This is a genomic window from Streptomyces adustus (assembly GCF_009377175.1).
GTDB classification, from domain to species: Bacteria; Actinomycetota; Actinomycetes; order Streptomycetales; family Streptomycetaceae; genus Streptomyces; species Streptomyces adustus.
In genome coordinates this window covers 1-19,563 of the sequence record NZ_VJZD01000113.1, presented here as the reverse complement: position 1 = coordinate 19,563, position 19,563 = coordinate 1, and the positions used below count along the sequence as shown (strand labels likewise).

The 19,563-nt window shown below is 72.9% G+C and carries 19 protein-coding genes; 13 read left to right on the top strand and 6 right to left on the bottom strand.

The features are described from left to right. Positions 1-23 precede the first annotated feature (23 nt). The 6 genes from FNH09_RS25405 to FNH09_RS25380 are packed head-to-tail and all read left to right on the top strand — an operon-like array spanning position 24 to position 4,948. The gene (locus FNH09_RS25405; protein WP_152891903.1) at positions 24-1,472 is read left to right on the top strand and encodes an NAD-dependent succinate-semialdehyde dehydrogenase; all 1,449 of its coding nucleotides are present in this window, start codon (positions 24-26) and stop codon (positions 1,470-1,472) included. Continuing rightward, positions 1,469-2,266 carry a fumarylacetoacetate hydrolase family protein gene (locus tag FNH09_RS25400; RefSeq protein ID WP_152891901.1) on the top strand — a complete coding sequence of 266 codons (798 nt, stop codon included), beginning with the start codon at positions 1,469-1,471 and terminating at the stop codon, positions 2,264-2,266. Before FNH09_RS25405 ends, FNH09_RS25400 begins: the two co-directional genes overlap by 4 nt. Beyond that, positions 2,263-2,634 carry a VOC family protein gene (locus FNH09_RS25395; RefSeq protein WP_152891899.1) on the top strand — a complete coding sequence of 124 codons (372 nt, stop codon included), beginning with the start codon at positions 2,263-2,265 and terminating at the stop codon, positions 2,632-2,634. The genes FNH09_RS25400 and FNH09_RS25395 overlap by 4 nt, the downstream gene beginning before the upstream one ends. A 26-nt stretch (positions 2,635-2,660) precedes the next feature. Further along, complete coding sequence (locus FNH09_RS25390; RefSeq protein WP_152891897.1) at positions 2,661-3,446, top strand: alpha/beta fold hydrolase; 786 nt, start codon at positions 2,661-2,663, stop codon at positions 3,444-3,446. After that, a complete protein-coding gene (locus FNH09_RS25385) occupies positions 3,443-3,916 on the top strand; it encodes a GlcG/HbpS family heme-binding protein (protein WP_152891895.1) in 474 nt (157 codons plus the stop codon). The genes FNH09_RS25390 and FNH09_RS25385 overlap by 4 nt, the downstream gene beginning before the upstream one ends. 3 nt (positions 3,917-3,919) lie before the next feature. Next, positions 3,920-4,948: a uroporphyrinogen decarboxylase/cobalamine-independent methonine synthase family protein gene (locus tag FNH09_RS25380; RefSeq protein WP_152891893.1), complete on the top strand. Its 1,029-nt coding sequence runs from the start codon at positions 3,920-3,922 to the stop codon at positions 4,946-4,948. A gap of 68 nt (positions 4,949-5,016) precedes the next feature. On the opposite strand, the gene FNH09_RS25375 is transcribed toward FNH09_RS25380, so the two are convergent. After that, on the bottom strand, positions 5,017-5,304 hold the full coding sequence (locus tag FNH09_RS25375) for a putative quinol monooxygenase (RefSeq protein WP_152891891.1): 288 nt from the start codon (positions 5,302-5,304) through the stop codon (positions 5,017-5,019). A 249-nt stretch (positions 5,305-5,553) separates the two neighbouring features. On the opposite strand from FNH09_RS25375, the gene FNH09_RS25370 reads away from it, so the two are divergent. The 6 genes from FNH09_RS25370 (at position 5,554) to FNH09_RS25345 (ending at position 12,871) form a co-directional block, all read left to right on the top strand. After that, positions 5,554-7,011 (top strand): aldehyde dehydrogenase family protein, encoded by a 1,458-nt coding sequence (locus tag FNH09_RS25370; RefSeq protein ID WP_162469074.1) that lies wholly within the window; start codon positions 5,554-5,556, stop codon positions 7,009-7,011. Between the two features lie 59 nt (positions 7,012-7,070). Continuing rightward, positions 7,071-8,270, top strand: a complete 1,200-nt coding sequence (gene lhgO / locus FNH09_RS25365) for an L-2-hydroxyglutarate oxidase (protein ID WP_152891888.1) — start codon at positions 7,071-7,073, stop codon at positions 8,268-8,270. 218 nt (positions 8,271-8,488) lie between these two features. Then, entirely contained in the window at positions 8,489-9,349 is an 861-nt protein-coding gene (locus FNH09_RS25360; protein WP_152891885.1) for an amidohydrolase family protein, read from the top strand. A 13-nt stretch (positions 9,350-9,362) separates the two neighbouring features. Further along, entirely contained in the window at positions 9,363-11,072 is a 1,710-nt protein-coding gene (locus FNH09_RS25355) for a thiamine pyrophosphate-dependent enzyme (RefSeq protein ID WP_152891883.1), read from the top strand. 20 nt (positions 11,073-11,092) lie between these two features. Continuing rightward, complete coding sequence (locus FNH09_RS25350; protein WP_152891881.1) at positions 11,093-12,166, top strand: Ldh family oxidoreductase; 1,074 nt, start codon at positions 11,093-11,095, stop codon at positions 12,164-12,166. A gap of 129 nt (positions 12,167-12,295) precedes the next feature. Continuing rightward, complete coding sequence (locus FNH09_RS25345; RefSeq protein ID WP_152891879.1) at positions 12,296-12,871, top strand: hypothetical protein; 576 nt, start codon at positions 12,296-12,298, stop codon at positions 12,869-12,871. A 107-nt stretch (positions 12,872-12,978) separates the two neighbouring features. Here FNH09_RS25345 and FNH09_RS25340 read toward each other — a convergent pair whose 3' ends face one another. Then, a complete protein-coding gene (locus FNH09_RS25340; protein ID WP_152891877.1) occupies positions 12,979-14,103 on the bottom strand; it encodes a class I SAM-dependent methyltransferase in 1,125 nt (374 codons plus the stop codon). A gap of 212 nt (positions 14,104-14,315) precedes the next feature. On the opposite strand from FNH09_RS25340, the gene FNH09_RS25335 reads away from it, so the two are divergent. After that, complete coding sequence (locus FNH09_RS25335) at positions 14,316-15,518, top strand: IS110 family RNA-guided transposase (protein WP_162469073.1); 1,203 nt, start codon at positions 14,316-14,318, stop codon at positions 15,516-15,518. Between the two features lie 5 nt (positions 15,519-15,523). Here the strand turns inward: FNH09_RS25335 and FNH09_RS25330 are convergent, their stop codons facing one another. From FNH09_RS25330 to FNH09_RS25315, 4 genes are all read right to left on the bottom strand, one after another. Beyond that, a complete protein-coding gene (locus tag FNH09_RS25330; RefSeq protein WP_162469072.1) occupies positions 15,524-16,726 on the bottom strand; it encodes a nucleotide disphospho-sugar-binding domain-containing protein in 1,203 nt (400 codons plus the stop codon). Beyond that, complete coding sequence (locus tag FNH09_RS25325) at positions 16,723-17,544, bottom strand: alpha/beta fold hydrolase (protein ID WP_152891873.1); 822 nt, start codon at positions 17,542-17,544, stop codon at positions 16,723-16,725. The genes FNH09_RS25330 and FNH09_RS25325 overlap by 4 nt, the downstream gene beginning before the upstream one ends. A gap of 3 nt (positions 17,545-17,547) precedes the next feature. Next, positions 17,548-17,862, bottom strand: a complete 315-nt coding sequence (locus FNH09_RS25320; RefSeq protein ID WP_152891871.1) for an acyl carrier protein — start codon at positions 17,860-17,862, stop codon at positions 17,548-17,550. Between the two features lie 5 nt (positions 17,863-17,867). Further along, the coding region (locus FNH09_RS25315; RefSeq protein ID WP_152891869.1) for a 4'-phosphopantetheinyl transferase superfamily protein at positions 17,868-19,563 on the bottom strand (1,696 nt) is incomplete at its 5' end.

Genomic DNA, 19,563 nt, shown 5'->3' with positions numbered 1-19,563 from the left:
CGCTCCTGAGAGGGCACCCACCCATGACCACCGACCACGGCTACCCCGCCGTCCGCATGTACATCGCGGGCGAGTGGTGCCAGGGCGGCACCGGACGTACCGCCCCGATCGTCGACCCGGCCACCGAAGAGGTGATCGGAGAAGTACCGCTGGCCACCCCCGCCGACCTGGACCGCGCGCTCGACGCCGCGACGGACGGCTTCCGGACCTGGCGCGAGACGCCCATAGCCCGGCGCACCGCGATCCTGCACGCCGCCGCCGACCTGCTGACCGAGCGCGCCGCCGAGGTCGGCCGGGTGATGACCCTGGAGCAGGGCAAGCCGCTGGCCGAGGCCACCGGCGAGGCCCGCCGGGTCGCCGACACCCTGCGCTGGCACGCCGACGACGCCCGCCGCGCCTACGGCCGCATCATCCCCTCCGAGCCCGGCACCCTGCTGACCGTGCGGCGCGAACCGGTCGGCCCCGTCGCCGCGTTCGTACCGTGGAACTTCCCGGCCGGCGGCCCGATGCGGAAGATCTCCTCCGCGCTCTCCGCGGGCTGCTCGATCGTCATCAAGGCCTCCGAGGAGACCCCCGCCACCGCCGCCGCCCTGGTCGCCTGCTTCGCCGACGCGGGCCTGCCCGCCGGGGTCCTCAACCTCGTCTTCGGCGAGCCGGCCGAGGTCTCTGCCCACCTGATCGACGCCCCGGCCGTCCGCCTGGTCGCCTTCACCGGCTCGGTCCCCGTCGGCAAGCTGCTCGCCGCCCACGCGGGCCGGGTCATGAAGCCCTCCCTGATGGAGCTCGGCGGCCACGCCCCGGTGATCGTCTGCGCGGACGCCGACCCCGTGCGGGCCGCCCGCCGGGCCGCGCAGGCCAAGTTCGCCAACGCCGGCCAGGTGTGCACCTCGCCCAGCCGCTTCCTGGTCCACGAGAGCATCGCCGAGGCCTTCACCGCCGAGTTCGTGCGGGCCGCCGAGGCCGTCGTCGTCGGGGACGGACTCGCCGAGGGCACCACGATGGGGCCGCTGGCCAACGAGCGCCGGCTGAAGGCCATGGAGCGCCTGACCGCGGACGCCGTCGCCCGCGGCGCCAAGATCCGCACCGGCGGCGAACGCCTCGACCGTCCCGGCTACTTCTTCGCGCCGACCGTCCTGACCGGCGTACCAGCGGACGCGGAACTGATGCACGAGGAGCCGTTCGGGCCGCTCGCGCCGATCGTCCCGTTCACCGACCTCGATGAGGCGCTCGCGATCGCGAACGCAACCCCGTACGGACTGGCCGCCTACGCCTTCACCGAGTCCGCGGCCACCGCCGAGCGGCTGGTGGCCGGGCTCGAGGCCGGGATCCTCTCCGTCAACCACTGCGGCGGATCCGTCTCCGAGGCACCCTCCGGCGGCGTCAAGGAGAGCGGCTACGGGCGCGAGGGCGGCCCCGAGGCGCTGGACTCCTACCTCGTCACCAAGCGCGTCTCCCACCTGCTGGTGCCATGAGGTACGCCCGTGTCTCGGCCGGCGGGCGCGCGGTGTGGGCCCGGGTGGGGGAGGAGGAGGTCGAGCTGCTGTCCGGCTCCCCGATCGAGACCGACCCGGAGGTCCTCGGGGTCCTGCCCCGCGCCGACGCCGTCTGGCTGCCGCCCGTCGTGCCGCCCGTGTTCTACGCGGTCGGCATGAACTACCCCCGGCACATCGAGCACGCCGCCCGGCTGGGCAACCCCGCCGCCGTCGTGCCCGAGCGGCCCGAGGTCGGCTACCGGGCCAACAACGCGCTCACCGGCCACCGCACCCCGATCGTCCGACCGGCCGAGGTGGAGGGCCGCTTCGAGGCCGAGCCGGAACTCGTCGCCGTGATCGGCCGCACCCTGCGCCGCGCCACCCGTGACGAAGCCCGCGCGGCCGTCTTCGGCTGGACCATCGGCAACGACGTCAGCGCCCGCACCTGGCAGCACCAGGACCGCACGTTCTGGCGCAGCAAGAACAGCGACACCTTCAAACCCATGGGGCCCTGGATCGAGACGGACGTCGACGCCCTCGCCCAGACGACGACGCTCCGGGTGAACGGCGAGGTACGCGCCGCCTTCCCCACCGGCGACATGGTCTTCGACCCCTTCGACTACATCGTCGAGATCACCAGGCACAACACCATGCTGCCCGGGGACGTGCTGTGGATGGGCGCCGAGTCCACCTGCGGGCTCGCGCCCGGGGACACCGTGGAGGTCGAGATCAGCGGCATCGGCACGCTGTCCAACCCCGTACAACGCGAAGAGGAGCAAGGGAACCGGCCATGAGCGCAGAACCCCGCTACATCCACCACGTCAACTTCCCCACTACCGACCCCGACCGGACCGCCGCCTGGTACACGAAGGTCTTCGGGATGAAGCGCATCATGCCCAAGTCCAACACCCGCGTGGTGCTGATGACACGTGGCAACTTCGACCTGCACTTCACCCCGGTCGAGGAGATGGAGCGCATGGCGCCCTACCACTTCGCCGTCGAGGTCGACGACTGGGACGACTTCCTCGCCCACCTCAAGGAGCTCGGCATCCGGCACACCCGGCCGATCCAACGCCCCGAGAACCAGTCGAAGTTCTGCTACATCCACGACCCCGACCACACCATGATCGAACTGGTCTATCACGCCAAGCGCCCCAACTGACCGCCACCGAGCAGGAGTTCCTCCCCATGCCCTTCGCCGACTCCGACGGCACCTCCATCTACTACGAGCGTCACGGCAGCGGTCCGGCGATCCTGTTCGTGCACGGCAGCGGCGGCCACCACGCCGCCTGGTGGCAGCAGGTCGCCGCGCTGCGCGAGGAGTTCACGGTCGTCACCGTGGACCTGCGCGGCTTCGGCAAGTCCGACTCCTCCATGCCCGAGTTCGACGGCCAGGACTTCCCCGGCGACGTGGTCGCCGTCCTCGACACCGAGAACCTGACCGACGTCATGCTGGTCGGCCAGTCCATCGGCTCCGTCGCCGCGCTGCGGGCCGCCCTGCTGCGCCCCGAACGCGTCGCCTCCGTCGTCCTCGGCCACTCCCTGGGCGGCATCAGCCACCCCGAGCTGAGGGAGCTGGCCGCCGCCGACCGTGCCGAGGCGGTCAAGCTGCCCGTCATCGACCGCCTGCTCACCGCGCCGTTCCAGCGCGAGCGCGCCGACCTCACCTTCCTCTTCCAGCAGATGGGCACCTTCAACGTGGCCAGGATGCAGGACCTGCGCAACCTCGACACCGACGGACCGTCCCTGGACGACCTCCGCGACAGCGGGGTGCGGGTCGCCTTCCTGGCCGGCGAGCGGGACGCCGTGCTCGGCGTCAAGACCGTCACCCGCGCCCACGAACTGCTGCCCGGCTCGCACCTGGAGATCGTCCCCGGCGCCCCGCACTCCATGTACTGGGAGACCCCCCGGGCCTACAACGCGGCGATCGCCCGACTGCGCCGCACCCTGACCGTCCCGAAGGACACCGTATGAGCAACGTGACCCTCGAAGCGGCCGAGGAGATCATCGCCGCCGTCCACCAGCGCGCCCAGGCCCTCGGCAAGGCGGTCAGCGTGGCCGTGGTCGACGCCGGCGGCTTCGTCGTGGCGATCCGCCGGCCCGACGGGGCCCGCCCCCTGACCCCGGACATCGCCCGCGCCAAGGCGTACACCGCGGCCGTGATGCAGCGCCCCGGCCCGATGCTGAAGAAGTGGCAGGAGAGCCAGCCGGTCTTCTTCTCCCAGCTGTCCCAACTGCCTGGCGCGGCCCTGCCGATCATGGCCGCCGAGGGCAGCGTCACCATCAAGAAGGACGGCGAGATCATCGGCGGCCTCGGCATCGCGGGCGGCACCGCGGACGAGGACCAGCAGCTCGCCGACGACGTCCTCGCATCCCTCGGCTACGAGCTGGAGTTCGCCGCCTGGGGCGTCGCGGGCAAGCCGGCCGGGCCCGGAAAGGACTGACCCATGGCGGACACGTTCAACTACCGCATCGACCACCACGGCAGCCTGGTGCGCCCCGCGGAGCTCGTCGCCGCCCGCGCCGCCGGGGACGCGGACGCCCTGGCGGCGGCCGAACTCAAGGCGGTCCAGGAGGCGGTGGTGTTCCAGCGCAGGCTGCGCTCCACCGTCGTCACCGACGGCCACTTCCCCCGCGAGGACTTCCGCGGCGCGGTCCTCGACGGGGTCTCCGGCTTCCGCCGGACCGGTGAGCAGGACGCCGACGGTCTGGTCCGCTGGGTCGCCGAGGCCCTGCCCAAGGCCAACGGGCCGCTGCTGGGGGAGTGGGCCGCCCGGCTCACCGAACTGACGGTGATCGCCGCGAAGGCGACCCTGCCGTCACCGGCCTATCTGGCCGCCACCACGTTCGAGCCCGGCCTCGGGGTGGCCTCGGCCCGCGAGCTCGGCGAGGCCCTCGCGGAGATCGTCCACGCCGAGATCCAGCTGCTGGTCGCCCAGGGCGTACGCGTCATCCAACTCGACAACCCTTTGCTCCTTGCCGAGTTGGCCACCGACCCGGACGTCCCCGGCGCGCTGTCCTTCGAGGACGCGCTCGCCGTCGAGGCCGCCGCGGTACGGCTGGACCGGCGCCCGGAGGGCGTACGCATCGCCCTCGCACCCGGCCGGGCTGCACCGGCCGCGGTGGACCGGGCCCGCGCCGAACGGCTGTACTCCGAGGTCCCGGTGGACCGCTGGGTGCTGCCCCTTGACCGGGGCACCGCGGCCGAACTCGACCTGCTCAGGGCGCTGCCCGAGGACCGGGACGTCTGCCTCGGCGTGGTGGACGCGACCGTGCCGGACCTGGAGGACATCGACTCCATGATGGAACGGATCGACGCCGTGGGGGAGTTCAAGGACCTGGAGGACGCGGCCGTCTGCCCGTCCCGGGGCTTCGCCGACGTGGCGGCGCGGCCGCTGCTCGGCGCGGAGGACCAGCGCCGCAAGCTCGTCCTGGTGGAGACCCTCGCCCGCTATGTGTGGGGCAACGAGTTCTGACCCGGGGCGGCAGTGAGCCGGAAGGAGGGAGCCCGCCGGGCTCCCTCCTTCCGGCTTGCCCGCCGGGCTCAGAGGACCTCGGCGAAGGTGACCGCGCGGTCGCTCAGCAGCGGCCACACCGTCTCCACGATCAGCTCCTCGAAGTGCCCGGACGCCTTGTGCGCCTCGAAGCCGGCCACGTCCGTGTACCGCTCGTAGAGCAGGAAGCCGCCGGGCTCGTCGGCCACGGCGTGCACCTCGTACAGCAGGTTCGCCGGCTCGGCACGGGTGGACTCCCGCGCCTTCAGCAGCGCGGCGCGCACCGTGGCCTCGTCGGCGGGCGCGCAGCGGTAGTGGGCGACGACTGCGTAGGCCATGTCTGTCTCTCCTCGGTGGTCCTCGGCTCTTCGGCGGCCCCGCTCGGGCCGTCCGGCCCGGCGATTCCAGCACGGATCCCGCCGGCGCCGACCCGCGCGCGGCGCAAGCATTGCCTGCCGTCGCGGAGCTGGTGGACCCGCCCCGACATGGTGTGTTGTCGCATCCGGCCCCCACGGCCGCCCGGCCGGACCGCCCGGTCCGGACCACGTGTCCAGCCCGCACCGCCCGCACCGCGGCCGACCAAGGAAGTGATCTCGTTGCGTACTGTGGAAGCGCTCTCGGGCGGAGAGTGGGTGGCGACCGGCGCATGGATCGACGTCCACGACCCCGCCGACGTCCGCACCCCCTTCGCCCGTGTCCCCGCCCTCGGCCCCGAGGAAGTCACCCGCGCCTACGACCACGCCGAGCGCGCGTTCGACGACTGGAAGCGCACCAGCCCCTTCGAGCGGGCCCGGATCCTCACCGGGGCGGCCCGGCTGATCCGCGAGCGGCTGGCGGAGATCGCCGCCGACGTCACCGCCGAGAACGGCAAGACCCTGGCCGAGGCCCGGGGCGAGGCCGGGAAGGCCGCCGACTTCCTCGACTACTACGCGGGCCTGGCCCGCCAGGGCTACGGCACCCTGCTGCACGACGCCCGCCCGGACACCCGCACCCACACCCAGCGCGAGCCCATCGGCGTGATCCTGGTGATCAGCCCGTGGAACGACCCGCTGATCACCCCGGCCCGCAAGCTCGCCCCCCTGCTCGCGGCCGGCAACGCGGCCGTCTTCAAGCCCGCCGGCGAAACCCCGCTGTCCGGGCTGCACTTCGCCCGCGCCCTGCACGACGCGGGCCTGCCCGCCGGGGTGCTCAACGTCGTCACGGGCCGCACCGCGCTGATCGAGGACGCGCTCCTGGACGATCCGCGGATCGCCGGGGTCACCTTCACCGGCTCCAACGCCGTCGGCGACCGCATCCGTCGCCGCCTCGCCGACCGCAACGTCCGCTTCCAGGGCGAACTCGGCGGCAAGAACGCCTCCGTCGTACTGGCGGACGCCGACCTGCCGGCCGCCGCGAGGGCGGTCGTCGCGGCCTCCTTCGGCCAGGCCGGCCAGCGCTGCACCGCCACCAGCCGGGTGATCGTGGAGCGGCCGGTGTACGAGGAGTTCACCCGTCTTCTGGTAGCCGAGGTCGAGACGCTCACCGTCGGACCGGGCACGGACCCGGCCACCACCCTGTGCCCGCTGTCCAGCCCCCGGCAGCGCGACAGCGTCCTCGCCGACCTGGACCGGGCCGTCGGGCAGGGGGCAGTCGTCCTCACCGGCGGCGGCGCCGACACCGAGGGCGAGCGGGCGCACGGCTGCTACGTCCGGCCGACCGTGCTCGCCGACGTCTCCCCCGACACGGCGATCTGGCGCGAGGAGGTCTTCGGACCGGTCCTCGCGGTGCGTGTTGTCGACGGCTTCGAGCAGGCCGTCGAGGCGGTCAACGACTCCGGCTTCGGGCTCGCCGCCGCGGTCTTCACCCGCGACCTGGCCGCCGCGTACCGTTTCGCCGACGAGGCCGAGTGCGGCCAGATCGCGGTCAACACCACGACCACCGGCTGGGACGTGCACCTGCCCTTCGGCGGTTTCCGCGACTCCGGAACGGCCTACAAGGAGCAGGGGGAGGAAGTCCTGCGCTTCTCCACCCGGGTCAAGACGGTCGCCGTCCACTTCGGCGCCTGAAGCAGGACCGCAGGACAGCAAAGAGCCAGCGAGCAAGCGGAGAAGAGAGGAGGACGCCTATGGCCGACGAGACGATCGGCGTCGTCGGGGCCGGCATCGTGGGCCTGGCCACGGCCCGCGAGATCGCCCTGCGCCGTCCCGGCACCCGCGTCGTGGTGTTCGAGAAGGAACAGGAGGTCTCGCTCCACCAGACCGGGCACAACTCCGGCGTGGTGCACGCCGGCCTCTACTACACGCCGGGCAGCCTCAAGGCCGCGCTGTGCGTGCGCGGGGTGTCCCTGCTACGCGAGTACTGCCAGGACCGCACGCTGCCGTACCAGGAGATCGGCAAACTGGTGGTGGCGGTCCGCGAGGACGAACTCGGCCGCATGGACAGCCTCTACGAGCGGGCCAGGAACAACCACGTGCCGGACCTGCGCAGGATCTCCCGGGACGAGATCAAGGAACTGGAGCCGCACGCCGGGGGCATCGCCGCCCTGCACTCGCCGCGCACCGCCATCACCGACTACCCGGCGATCACGAGGGAGTTCGCGCGGGACGTCACCGACTGCGGCGGCGAGGTACGGCTCGGCTTCCAGGTCACCGGCATCACCGAGGCACCGGGCGGCATCGACGTGACCTCCGCGGCGGACAGGGTGCGCGTCGACCGGTTGATCCTGTGCGCGGGACTCCAGTCCGACACGGTCGCCGGGCTCGCCCAGGACCGGCAGGAGCCGCGGATCGTCCCCTTCCGGGGCGAGTACATGCTGCTCAGGCCGGACCGCACGAACCTGGTGCGGGGCCTGATCTACCCGGTGCCCGACCCGCGTTACCCCTTCCTCGGCGTGCACTTCACCCCTCGGGTCGACGGCACGGTCGAGGTGGGGCCCAACGCGGTCCTGGCGCTGGCCCGGGAGGGCTACCGGCGCACCCGGATCTCCCCCCGGGACCTGCTCGGCCTCGCCGCCTACCCCGGCACCTGGCGCATGGCGGCCCGGCACTGGCGTACCGGCATCAAGGAGTACCGCGGGTCGTTCTCCGCGGCGGCCTTCATGAAGGACGCGGGGCACTACGTCCCCGGTGTCGGCGTCCGGGACGTGGTCAGCGGCGGCGCGGGCGTCCGCGCCCAGGCCCTGGACCGCGACGGCACCCTCGTGGACGACTTCCGCATCCACCGGGTGGGGCGGATCACCGCCGTGCGCAACGCCCCCTCGCCGGCCGCGACCGCCTCCATGGCCATCGCCGAGCACATCGCCGACGCGGCCCTCGGCGACGCCTGACACCCCTTGCCGTGCCGGGCGACGCCCGGCACGGCAAGCGGTGACGTACGACCCGGCGCTTTCGCGTACGCCCACGCATGCAACGAATGCCCTGCGTACAGCGTGATTTCGCGCAACAACAGCTTGCGCTCCCAGGGGCTCCGCAAGGCCTCACGGCCCGCCTAGCGTTCCCTCAGCAACGCCCACCCCCCGCTCTGCGAAGAGAAAGAAGTAGCGGCATGTTCGTTGTCGACACCCAGATCCACATCTGGAAGGAAGAGACCCCGGACCGTCCCTGGGTCCCCGGCGCCCGCGAGCGGATCCGCCTGAACGGCCACCGCGAGGACCCCTTCTCCTACGAGGAGGCCCTGGAGCTGATGGACGAGGCCGGCGTCAACCGGGCGCTGATCCTGCCGCCGTCCTGGGAGGGCGACCGCATCGACTACGCCCTGGAGGCCTGCGAGGCGCACCCCGACCGGTTCGGCATCATGGCCCGCATCCCGCAGAACAAGCCCGAAGAGGGCAAGGCCATGCTGGCGGACTTCGCGCAGAACCCGCACGTCAAGGGCACCCGCCTGACCTTCCACCGGCCTCAGGACCGCAACTGGATGATCGACGGCACCAACGACTGGTACTGGCCGGTCGCCGCGGAGCTCGGCATCCCCACCATGGTCCACGCCCCGATCTGGAAGCGCGAGCTCGGCGAGATCGCCGCCCGGCACCCCGAGCTGAAGATCATCATCGACCACATGGGCATCATGGCCCGCTGTGTCGACGACGCGATCGGCTACTGGGTCCAGGAGACCGCCGACCTCGCCGCCCACCCCAACATCTACGTCAAGGTCTCGGCGCTGCCCGGCTACTCCACGCAGCCGTTCCCGAACCACAACATCCAGAAGTACGTGCGCGAGATGGTCGACAAGATGGGCCCGCAGCGCTGCTTCTACGGCACCGACATCACCCGCCTGCTCGGTCACGGCATCACCTACACCGACACGATCGAACAGTTCACCAAGCACTGGGACTTCACTCCCGAGGAGCTTGAATGGATCATGGGCCGCGGTATCTCCGAGGTCCTGAACTGGCCGATCGAGGGCTGAGGACACACCAGAGATGACGGACAGCAACAACATGCCGGGCGTCGACGGCGGTGACGCCGTCGTCTCCGCCTTCAACGCCGTCGGCGCCGACTACCTCTTCTGCTCATCGGGGTCCGAGTGGGCCCCGGTGTGGGAGGCCCTGGCCCGGCGTCACCGTGACGCGCAGCCCGCACCGCAGTACCTCGACCTCACGCACGAGACCGTCGCGGTCGGCATGGCCACCGGCTACGGGCTGGTCGAGCGCCGCCCGCAGGGGGTGCTGCTGCACGCGGCCCCCGGCCTGCTCCAGGGCTCGATGGCCGTGCACGGCGCGCTGCTGGCCGGGGTGCCGATGGTGGTCGCCTCCTCCGAGTCCACCACCTACGGCGACGCCCCGGGCCACGACCCGGGCGGCCAGTGGTACCGCAACCTGTCGATCGTCGGCGGCCCGCACGGCGTCGCCCGGCCGTTCACCAAGTGGTCCAACGAGGCCGCCAGCGTCCACACCCTGCCCACCATGATCAGCAGGGCGGCGGAGCTCGCCTGGCGCGCACCCGCGGGCCCGGCCTACCTCAACATCCCGCTGGAGATCCTCCTCCAGGAGTGGGACGGCCGCGAGGCCAAGCCCGTCGTCACGCCGGGCTCCACCCACAGCTCGCCCGAGGAGGCCGACGCGGTCGCCCGGATGATCCGCGAGGCGGCCAACCCGGTGATCGTCACCGAGACGGCCGGCCGCGAGGCGGGCGGCTTCGAGGCCCTGGTGGCCTTCGCGGAGGCCTGGGACATCCCGGTCGTCGAACCCGACTCGGCGGTCTGCGCCAACTTCCCGCGCACCCACCCGCTGCACGCGGGCAGCGACATCGGCCCCTGGATGGACACGGCGGACCTGATCCTCCTGGTCAACTGCCGGGCCCCGTTCTACCCGCCGTCCCGGCGCCCCGCCACGGCGCAGGTCGTCGTCATCGACGAGGTCCCACAGCGCCCGCACATCGCCTACCAGGTGCTGTTCGCCGACCGCTACCTCGAAGGCGACGTCGCCAACACCCTGCGCCAACTGGCCAAGCGGGCCAAGGACCTCGACGTGGCCGCCGTCACCGCGCGGCGCGCCGAACAGGAACGCCGGCACGCAGACGAACAGGCCGCGATCGCCGCCGCCGAGGCCAGGGCCGAGCAGGACCAGGGCATCGACCCGGTGCTCGTCGCCGCCACCCTGCGCCGACTGCTCGACGCACAGGACGCGGTCGTCGTCGACGAGACCATCACCCACAGCCGCGTCGTCAGACGCCATCTGCGGACCGAGGACCCGGACTCGTACTTCTACGTGCAGGGCGGACTCGGCCAGGGCATCGCGGTCGCCCTCGGCGTCAAACTCGCCGTGCGGGAGAGGCCGGTGGTGCTGACCGTCGGCGACGGCGCGTTCGCCTACAACCCGGTGATCCCGTCGTACGACGCCGCCCGCGCCCACGACCTGCCGGTACTGATCGTGATCTTCAACAATCGTGTCTACAAGTCGATGAATCTCAACCACCGCCGCTTCTACCCCGAGGGCGCGGCCGCCGAGACCGGCGAATGGCTGGGCACCGATCTGCACCGGCTGCCCCGGCTCGCGCGGTTCGCCGAGCCGTTCGGGATGCACACCGAGACCGTCGACACCCCCGACGCGCTCGCGCCCGCCCTGGAGCGCGCGCTCAAGGCGGTGGCGGAGGGAACCACCGCCGTCGTCGACGTCCTCGTCACCCGCTGAACCAGGAGGCACCCGCCACCATGTCCGACACCCCCACCCCCGCGCAGGCGAAGGTACGCGTCCCCGCCGACGACCTGCGCGCCTTCTCCGCCGCCCTCCTCGAAAAGGGCGGCCTGGGCCCCGAACACGCCCGTACCACCGCCGACGTGGCGGTCTGGGCGGCGCTGCGCGGAGTCGAGTCCCACGGCATCGCCCGCGTCCCCGCCTACCTCGACCTGCTGGCCAAGGGCGTGGCCAACGCCGACGCGCGGATCAGGATCGAGGCCTCCACCCCGGCCGCCGCCGTCCTGGACGCCGACCGCGCCCCCGGCCCGGTGGCCCTCACCGCGGCCGCGGCGGAGGCGGTCGACCGGGCCAGGACCAACGGTGTGGCCGCCGTCGGCGTACGCGGCACCGTGCACACCGGGGCGATCGGCTACTACGTCTCGAAGATCGCCGAGCAGGGTCTGGTCGGGATCGGCTTCGTCGCCGGCATGCCGAACATGGGCTACACCGGCGTCAAGGGCGCCGCCGTGGCCACCAGCCCGCTCGCCGTCGCCGTACCCGCCGAGGACCACGCCCCGCTGCTCCTCGACATGGCCACCGCGACCATCGCGCTCGGAAGGATCCGCCAGGCGAAGGCGAACGGCACCCCGCTGCCCGAGGGCGCCGCCGCCACCGCGGACGGCACCCCCACCACCGACCCCGAGCAGGCCGTCATGCCGCTGCCGCTGGGCGGCGCGAAGGGCTCGGGCATGTCCCTCGCCTTCGAACTGCTCACCAGCGTGCTGGTCGGCGCGCCGATCTTCGCCGCCTTCCACTCGGACGACCCGGCCGGTCGCAGGCACCGCCAGAACGCGCTGCTCATCGCGCTCGACCCGGCGGCCTTCGGCGGCACGGACGGCTTCACGGCGGCGGTCGACGACACCCTGAGCACCCTCAAGGGCCTGCCTACGGCGGACGGCGCGGACGGCGTGTACTACCCCGGCGAGCGCAGCGCCGCGGTGGCGGCGGACCGGGCCGCGCGGGGGGTGCCGGTCGCGCCGAAGGTCTGGCGCGACCTCATCGAGCGCGCCGGGCAGTTGGGCGTCGCCCTGCCCGCAACCGCCGAATAGCCGGATCCGGCGGCGGAGTTCAGGTCGGGGCACGGGCAACCGATCGGCGGACATCGGTGGTCTGGACGGGTGGAGAGGCGCCCTCCCATCGTCCGAACATCGGTTACATCGCGAGGAGTTGTTCATTCCATGACCGGGATCCAGAAGTACGTGGCCGCCGCCGTGGTCGCCGCCGCGCTGATCGGCGGGCCCACGATGGCGCACGCCGTGTCGCAGGACCGCACGGCGTCCGTCACGGCGGAGCCGGTGGCGTGGAAGGCCGCCGCCACGCCTCGGATCGTCGCCCCGGGAGAGCATGTCGTCGTGCCCGGCACCGCCGAGTTCTGGCTGACGGCGGAGGGCAAGCACTGGACCACGGCCGACGACCCGGACCCGCAGTTCCGCAGCGTGGTCGACGGGAACATCGACCTCGGTCAGCCCGGTGTGTCGATGCAGACCGAGGGGGCCGGCACCCACTACCTCTTCTCCGGTCTGTACTACGGCGGCAAGGGCACCGCCTCGCGCGTCACGGTGCACACCACCGCCGGGGTCGCGCACGGCAAGCTCCTGGAACTGCCGGGCAAGCCGGGCTGGGGCGTCTGGTACGCCACCATCGACCTGTCGGCGATCGGCGACTGGAACACCTTCGACGTCTCGCGTGTCGTCGTGCGCGACACCCACGACAAGGTCTACGCCGAACTGGACATGACGCCGAAGCTCGGCTGAGCACGTCGTAGGCGGGGCCGGACCGTCCGGGTCCGGCCCCCGTGCCGCCCGTCCCCCATTTCGGGGGTGGGGACGGGCGGATTCCGGCCCGCGGGGCGCCACTTCGGTCAATCCCGGCGGGCCACCAGGCGGTAGGCGTTGGACAGACCCAGGCGGTGGGACAGCGGGCGGACCGCGAACCGGTCCAGCAGCGTGCCCAGGACGAGCGCCGGGATCCCCGCGACCAGCAGCGCCACCCGCCCGGCCCGGCCCAGCGCGCCCGGCGGCCGCGGCAGCCAGGGCGCGTCCTCGCGCGGCGCGGCGTGGTCCAGCGCCAGCCATACGGCGGCCAGCAGGTCCACCGGGTCGTGCGGCTCGGCGTGCTGCTCCGCCACCACCGTGAAGCCCAGGTCCGTCAGCCGACGGCGCAGATTGGCGACCGGCACGAAGTGCAGGTGCTGCGGCTGGAGCCAGGGCAGCCACCAGCGTCCCAGCAGCCGGGCGTAGCGGCTCTCGGGGTCCGGGACCTCGATCAGCAGATGCCCGCCGGGCCGCACCGCCCGCCACGCGGCCCGCAGTTCACGCTCGGGGTCGGTGCTGTGCTCCAGGTAGTGGAACATGCTCACCACGTCGTACCGGCCGTCGAGCTGCGGTGCCAGGTCCGGGAAGGCGCCGCGGTAGCCGTGCGCCACGCGGCCCTCGGCGGCGGCGAGTTCGACACCGTCGGTGAAGTCCAGTCCGTCGAACTCCGTGCCGGGCAGCACCTCGCGGGCGGTCGCGCAGAAGTGCCCGTGCCCGGTGCCGACGTCGAGCCAGGCCTTCGGGGCGGGGTCGTACGGCAGCATCGACTTGGCCCGGTCCCGGTACATCCCGGAGCGGCCGCCGAAGGTGTCGCCGAGCTTCTTCTCGCCGAGGCCGTCGTAGAAGTCGCGGTAGTAGAACTCCAGGCCCGCCTCGCTCAACCTGGGGTTCTGGAAGACGTGCCCGCAGTCCTCGCACCGGTCGAGGACGAACCGGCCCGGCTTGTGCTGGAGCAGGTCGGTGGTGCGCAGCCGGGTGGTCAGCCGGCCGGAGCCGCACCAGGGGCAGGCGGTGCGCGGCGGCTCGAAGAAACGGTCCGGGCCCCCGGCCAGATCGGCCAGGTAGCCGGGGCGCAGCGCGGCCACCCGCTCGGCCCGTCCCGGCTCCTCGGCGGCCGGTCCGTCCGGCTGCCCGGCCCGTTGTCCGGCCGGTTGCCCGGTGTGCTCACTCATCGGCTCTCCGTAAGTTGTTGGGTGGCCTGGGAGGGCCGGGTGTGGCTTATCGGTTCTTGCCTTCAGTGGCTTCCAAGGAGTGGCCGCCCGGTCCTCCTGGGCACCCTGGCTGCTGATTGAGATGTGCGCGCCTTGTGCGGTCGCTGATTACGGAGATGACAGCGGGGTGTTCCTCGGGCCGACGGAAGCGTGCGCGGAACGAGGAGGGGCGAGTGAGTAAGCGTCAGGCTCGGGTCTGGTGTGGCATCGACGCGGGCAAGGGGCATCACTGGGCGGCGGTGGTCGACGAGACCGGCGCCACGTTGTGGTCGAAGAAGGTCGAGAACGACGAGTCGGCGATTCTGACCGGGTTCGGGGAGATCCTGGAACTGGCCGACGAGGTCCACTGGGCAGTGGACATCTCCGGCACCGCCTCCGCGCTGTTGCTGGCCCTGTTGGCGGCCCACGGCCAGCAGGCCGTCTACGTGCCCGGCCGCACCGTCAACCGCATGTCCGGCGCCTACCGGGGCGAGGCCAAGACCGACGCTCGTGACGCCTACGTCATCGCTGAGACAGCCCGGCACCGCAACGACTTCGCCGCCATCGACGTGCCGGCCCAGCTGGCCGCCGACCTCGCGTTGCTGACGGCCCACCGTTCGGACCTGGTAGCCGACCGGGTACGGATGATCAACCGGCTCCGCGACATGCTGACCGGCGTCTTCCCCGCCCTGGAACGGGCCTTCGACTACGGCAGCCACAAGGGCGCTCTCGTCCTGCTGACCGGCTACCAGACCCCGGCCGCCATCCGCCGCCGCGGCCGGGCGAAGCTGGCTGCTTGGCTGGCCAACCGCAGCGTCCGCGGAGCCGACACGGTCGCGGCCACCGCGCTGGAGGCGGCGGATGCACAACAGACCGCACTGCCCGGCGAGGACGTTGCCGCACAGATCGTGGCCGATCTGGCCACGCAGATCCTCGCCCTGGACGACCGGCTCAAGCGGATCGACAAACAGATCAGCGACACCTTCCGCACCCATCCGCAGGCGGAGATCATCGAGTCCCTGCCCGGCATGGGCCCGATACTCGGCGCCGAGTTCGTGGTCGCCGCCGGCGACATGTCCGCCTACGCGGACGGCGGCCACCTGGCCTCGGCAGCCGGGCTGGTACCCGTCCCGCGCGACTCCGGACGGCGGACCGGCAACCTGCACCGGCCCAAGCGGTACAGCCGCCGCCTGCGCCGTGTGTTCTACCTGTCCGCGCAGACCAGCATGATGCGCGAGGGGCCGAACCGGGACTTCTACCTCAAGAAGCGCAGCGAGGGCTGCAAGCACGTCCAGGCCGTCATCGCTCTGGCCCGCCGACGGGCGAGCGTGCTGTGGGCACTGCTGCGTGACAAACGGGTCTTCACCTCCGCCCCGCCGGTCACGCAGGCGGCTTGACTTCGTCATTGAGACTCCCTGGCGAGTTGTTCGAGACGGTCCGCGGCCGCGGGGGCGCCCCCGGCGGCGCGGAAGGCCGTACCGATCCGCTCGGCGGCGGCACGGTGCCCGGGTTCGTGCAGTACGGAGTCGAGCGCGGCGCCCAGCCGGGCGGCGGTCACCCGTCCGAACCTGACCCGGACTCCCGCGCCCGCGTCCACCACCTGCCCGGCCACCACCGGCTGGTCGTCGCGGATGGGGGCCACGACGAGCGGGACCCCGTGCCACAGCGCCTCGCACACGGTGTTGTGACCGGCGTGGCAGACCACGGCGTCCACCTTCTCCAGCAGGGCGAGTTGGGGCACGGAGGGCAGTACCAGCAGATCCTTGTCCTGGCCGTGCCCGGCCCCGGAGTCGTCCGCGCCCAGGGTGCCCGCCGGGTCGACGACGACCGCCTGTATCCGGTCGGCCCGTTCGCGCAGAGCCTCCCGGCAGACGTCGAGGAAGCGCCCGCCGACGTCCGTGTTCGCGGTGCCCAGGGTCACCAGCACCGCGGCCCGGCCGGGGTCGAGCCACTCCCAGGGGAAGCCGGACCGCTCCGCCCGGGCCGTGACCGACGGGCCCACCCAGTGAACCGGGCCGCTCCGCGCCGCCGCGTGCGGACCGGCGAACTCGGCCGTGCTGAAGGCCAGCACCAGATGGGGCGAGAACCGAGGATCGGCGTCGCCCGCCGGGTCCCCGACGGACGCGCGCAGGTCCGCCAGGCGCTCCACGATCCACCGGCCGACCTTCGGCAGCCCGGCCAGAGGGTCGGCGAACTCGGCCGAGGTGGTCGCCGAGGTGGCCCACGGCAGCCCCACCCGCTCGGCGACCAGCGCACCCGCGAACGCCTGCTGGTCGGCGACGACCACGTCCGGACGGAACGTCCCGATCGCCGCCCGGACCCCCGGCGCCATCGCCTCGCCCAGCGGCAGCAGGTACCACTCCCACAGGAACCTCAGCGCCTCCGGGCCCCGCAGGTCCGGCGGCCGCCGTGCCTCGCCCACCCCCGGCACCGGCCCGGCGCACGGGAACACCGGGGCCCGGTCGCCCGCGAGGCGTCCCACCAGGGCTGGGTCGGCGCAGGCCCACGCCACCCGGTGACCGCGAGCGAGCAGCCGGTCGGCGACCCCGACGGCCGGGTTGATGTGCCCGACCAACGGCGGTACCACGAACAGGAATCCGCTCACCGCGCACCGGCCCCCGGCCGCCCGGCCGCCAAGGCCCCCCGGATCAGCGCCAGGACGTGGCCGCCCACGGTCCCCGCCGCCTCCACCAGCACCGAGTGCTCGTGCCCCGGTATCACCACCGTCCGGCAGTCCGGCAACAACGACCGCAGCCGGGGAGCCAGTTCGGCGAGGTCGGAGTCACCGCCGTACACGCCGAGCACCGGACAGCGCACCGCGCCGATCCGCTCATCCGTCAGGACCCGGCTGGCCGGGATGTCCTTGCCGAGGGTGGTGTCCCGGGCGAGCCGGGCCGCGCCCCGGGCCAGCCGCGCCGTGTTGTGGCCCCGATTGGCGGTGATCCAGGCCAGCGCGTCGGGCTCGTTGTACGCCAGCTGGGTCATCACCCGGTCGAGGATGCCGCCGAGCTTCGACGCCCAGGCGGCGGTGGCCGGTTCGGACTCGATCAGGGACACGCTGGCCACCTGCCCGGGGTACCGGGCCGCGTAGCCGAAGGCGATCGTGCCACCGTAGGAGTTGCCGACCAGGTGCACCGGTCCGGTCACCGCCAGCCGGTCCAGCAGCGCCCGGAGGTCGTCGATGCCGTCGTCCAGGGTGTAGCCGTCGGGCGGCCGTTCGCTGCGGCCGTGGCCGCGCAGGTCGTACATGACGACGTCGAGGCCGGCTGCCGCGAACGCGGGGGCCACGGTGAAGTAGTAGCTGGCCAGGCTGTCGGTGAGCAGACCGTGGACGAGCACCACGGTGCCGGTGACCGGACGGCCGTCCCGGGGGCCGATGCGCTGGACGTGCAAGCGGAGTTCGCCGATGTCGACCATCGCCATGCGTCAGCTCGCCCCCGCCGTCTTCAGGCTGCTCACCACGTACTCCACGAGCCGCCCGACGGTGAGTTCGACGATCTCGTCGAACTCCATCCCCGCCAGGAACTCGGCGAAGTTCACCTGTCCGCCGTACCGCTCCTCCAGCAGTCCCGACAGCGTCACCAGGTCGATGCTCTCCAGTTCCAGATCGCGGTTGAAGGTGGTCGTCATGCCGATCTCGACGTCGTCCAGGCCGTACTCGTCCTCGACGAGCCGGGCGAGCAGACCGGCGATGTCGGCGAGGACCAGGTCCGCGTCGGCGGGGTGGGGGGTGGCGTTCATCGGGCTTACTCCTCCTCGTGGGGGATTCCGGTCGGACCGAGCGGTCCCGTGGTCCAGGCCACGGCGTAGGCCCGGTCGGTCAGTCCGGGCGGGTTCGCGGCCGGCGCGCACCGCACCGCGTACGCGCGCTCCAGGCGCCCCGAGACGGTCAGCTCGTCCCCGGCCAAGGTCGCCTCCAGCACGACGAAGTCCCGTGGCCGGCCGCCGAATCCGGTGCCCTCCGCCTTGGCGACGGCCTCCTTCGCGGCCCAGAACCGGGTGAACCACAGCGCCTCGGAGTCGCCGGTGGCCGCGCACAGCCCGTGCAGCAGCCGCAGTTCGTCCGCGCCGAGCACGCTCGCCACCGCCTGCGGGTCGCGGTCGGTGACCTCCTCGATGTCGATGCCCGGCCCGGGCGCGGGCGTGTGCGGCCGTACGATCGCCACGCCCGCCTCGGCGCGATGGGCCAGCGAGACGTCCAGCGGGGGCAGTTCGCGGCCGTGCACTCCGGTGACGTACGGGCGGCCCACGTCGTCGTTGTGCACCCGCAGCTCAGCCGGGAACACCGGCCCCTCGCCGTGGTCCCACAGCCACTGCCGTACGGCGTCCTTGACCGCGATCCGGCCCAGCAGCCACTGTCTGCGGCCGCGCGGCGCGTGCTTCGCGTACTCCGAACGCTCGGCCCCACCCAGCGAGTTGCGCATGATCAGTTCGCGCGAGGCCAGGTCCGGCCACCGCTCGTGCACCAGCGACCAGCCCCCCGGGCGGGCCTCGGACAGGGTGTTGCGCTCCGGGAAGCGCTCCACCGGCCGGGTGTGCGGATCGTTGTCGAACCGGCGGTCCTGCCAGCCGCGCAGCTCCGCCCACACCACACCGGCCACCGACAGCTGTACGTCGGCCTCCAGTACGGTGTCGGTGAGCGAGGTGATCCGCACCAGACAGGCCACCCGCGTCCCCGGGGCCGGATGCGGACCGTGGAAGCGCATCTCCCGCATCCCGACCGGGAACACGACCGTCCGCTCGGTGCGGGTCGCCATGATCCAGTAGCCCAGCAGCTGGCCGACGTTGTCCAGGAGGGCGCCGGGTGCGGCCGGGGCGGTGATGATCCCGCGGATGTGCCGCTCGCCGAGCGCGGAGAGTTCGGTCACCCCCTGGAACGCCGGACCGTGGAACATCCAGCGTTCTCCGTACAGTTGGGCCGCCGTGTGGCTTGGCGCGCGCTCGCCGGCGGGGTCGGTCCGCCACCGGTCGGGCGGCGGGGCCGGGTAGCCCGCGGCGAGTTCCACGGTGGCGCGGGCCCGGGGGCCGAACGACAGGGCGAGCCGGTCCGGTGCCACCGGCTCCGCGGTGACCTGGACGTCGACGGCGGGGGTGGCCGTGAGCCACTCCTCGAACCGGGCGCCGTGCACCGCGACCGGCACCCTGCCCGGCGCCGCCCGCCGGGCCGTGTCCATCAGGTGCTGCACGATCGTGGTCGCCGGGACGACCGGCCAGCGGTCGGCCACGTCCGGCCAGCCGGCCCGCTGGGGGAAGAAGCAGTGGTCGAGCAGGTACGGCATGGTCTCCGGCGAGACGCGGACGACCGACGTCCGTATGCCGGTGCCCGTCGCCGGTGGGCTGCCGCCTGGCGTCCACGTCCCGGTGACGGGCACCGGAACCGGGGCGACGGCGGGGCCGGGCCCGGCGGCCGGGGCCGGGACGGCGGCGGGGGCCGGGGGAGCG

What these genes read in the sequence shown, in the direction of transcription:
- FNH09_RS25405 (WP_152891903.1), top strand. Translation starts at nt 24, where the DNA reads ATGACCACCGACCACGGCTACCCCGCCGTCCGCATGTACATCGCGGGC.
- FNH09_RS25350 (WP_152891881.1), top strand. Translation starts at nt 11,093, where the DNA reads ATGTCCGACACCCCCACCCCCGCGCAGGCGAAGGTACGCGTCCCCGCC.
- FNH09_RS25355 (WP_152891883.1), top strand. Translation starts at nt 9,363, where the DNA reads ATGACGGACAGCAACAACATGCCGGGCGTCGACGGCGGTGACGCCGTC.
- FNH09_RS25340 (WP_152891877.1), bottom strand. Translation starts at nt 14,103, where the DNA reads ATGAGTGAGCACACCGGGCAACCGGCCGGACAACGGGCCGGGCAGCCG.
- FNH09_RS25390 (WP_152891897.1), top strand. Translation starts at nt 2,661, where the DNA reads ATGCCCTTCGCCGACTCCGACGGCACCTCCATCTACTACGAGCGTCAC.
- lhgO (WP_152891888.1), top strand. Translation starts at nt 7,071, where the DNA reads ATGGCCGACGAGACGATCGGCGTCGTCGGGGCCGGCATCGTGGGCCTG.
- FNH09_RS25320 (WP_152891871.1), bottom strand. Translation starts at nt 17,862, where the DNA reads ATGAACGCCACCCCCCACCCCGCCGACGCGGACCTGGTCCTCGCCGAC.
- FNH09_RS25385 (WP_152891895.1), top strand. Translation starts at nt 3,443, where the DNA reads ATGAGCAACGTGACCCTCGAAGCGGCCGAGGAGATCATCGCCGCCGTC.
- FNH09_RS25345 (WP_152891879.1), top strand. Translation starts at nt 12,296, where the DNA reads ATGACCGGGATCCAGAAGTACGTGGCCGCCGCCGTGGTCGCCGCCGCG.
- FNH09_RS25400 (WP_152891901.1), top strand. Translation starts at nt 1,469, where the DNA reads ATGAGGTACGCCCGTGTCTCGGCCGGCGGGCGCGCGGTGTGGGCCCGG.
- FNH09_RS25375 (WP_152891891.1), bottom strand. Translation starts at nt 5,304, where the DNA reads ATGGCCTACGCAGTCGTCGCCCACTACCGCTGCGCGCCCGCCGACGAG.
- FNH09_RS25380 (WP_152891893.1), top strand. Translation starts at nt 3,920, where the DNA reads ATGGCGGACACGTTCAACTACCGCATCGACCACCACGGCAGCCTGGTG.
- FNH09_RS25325 (WP_152891873.1), bottom strand. Translation starts at nt 17,544, where the DNA reads ATGGCGATGGTCGACATCGGCGAACTCCGCTTGCACGTCCAGCGCATC.
- FNH09_RS25360 (WP_152891885.1), top strand. Translation starts at nt 8,489, where the DNA reads ATGTTCGTTGTCGACACCCAGATCCACATCTGGAAGGAAGAGACCCCG.
- FNH09_RS25395 (WP_152891899.1), top strand. Translation starts at nt 2,263, where the DNA reads ATGAGCGCAGAACCCCGCTACATCCACCACGTCAACTTCCCCACTACC.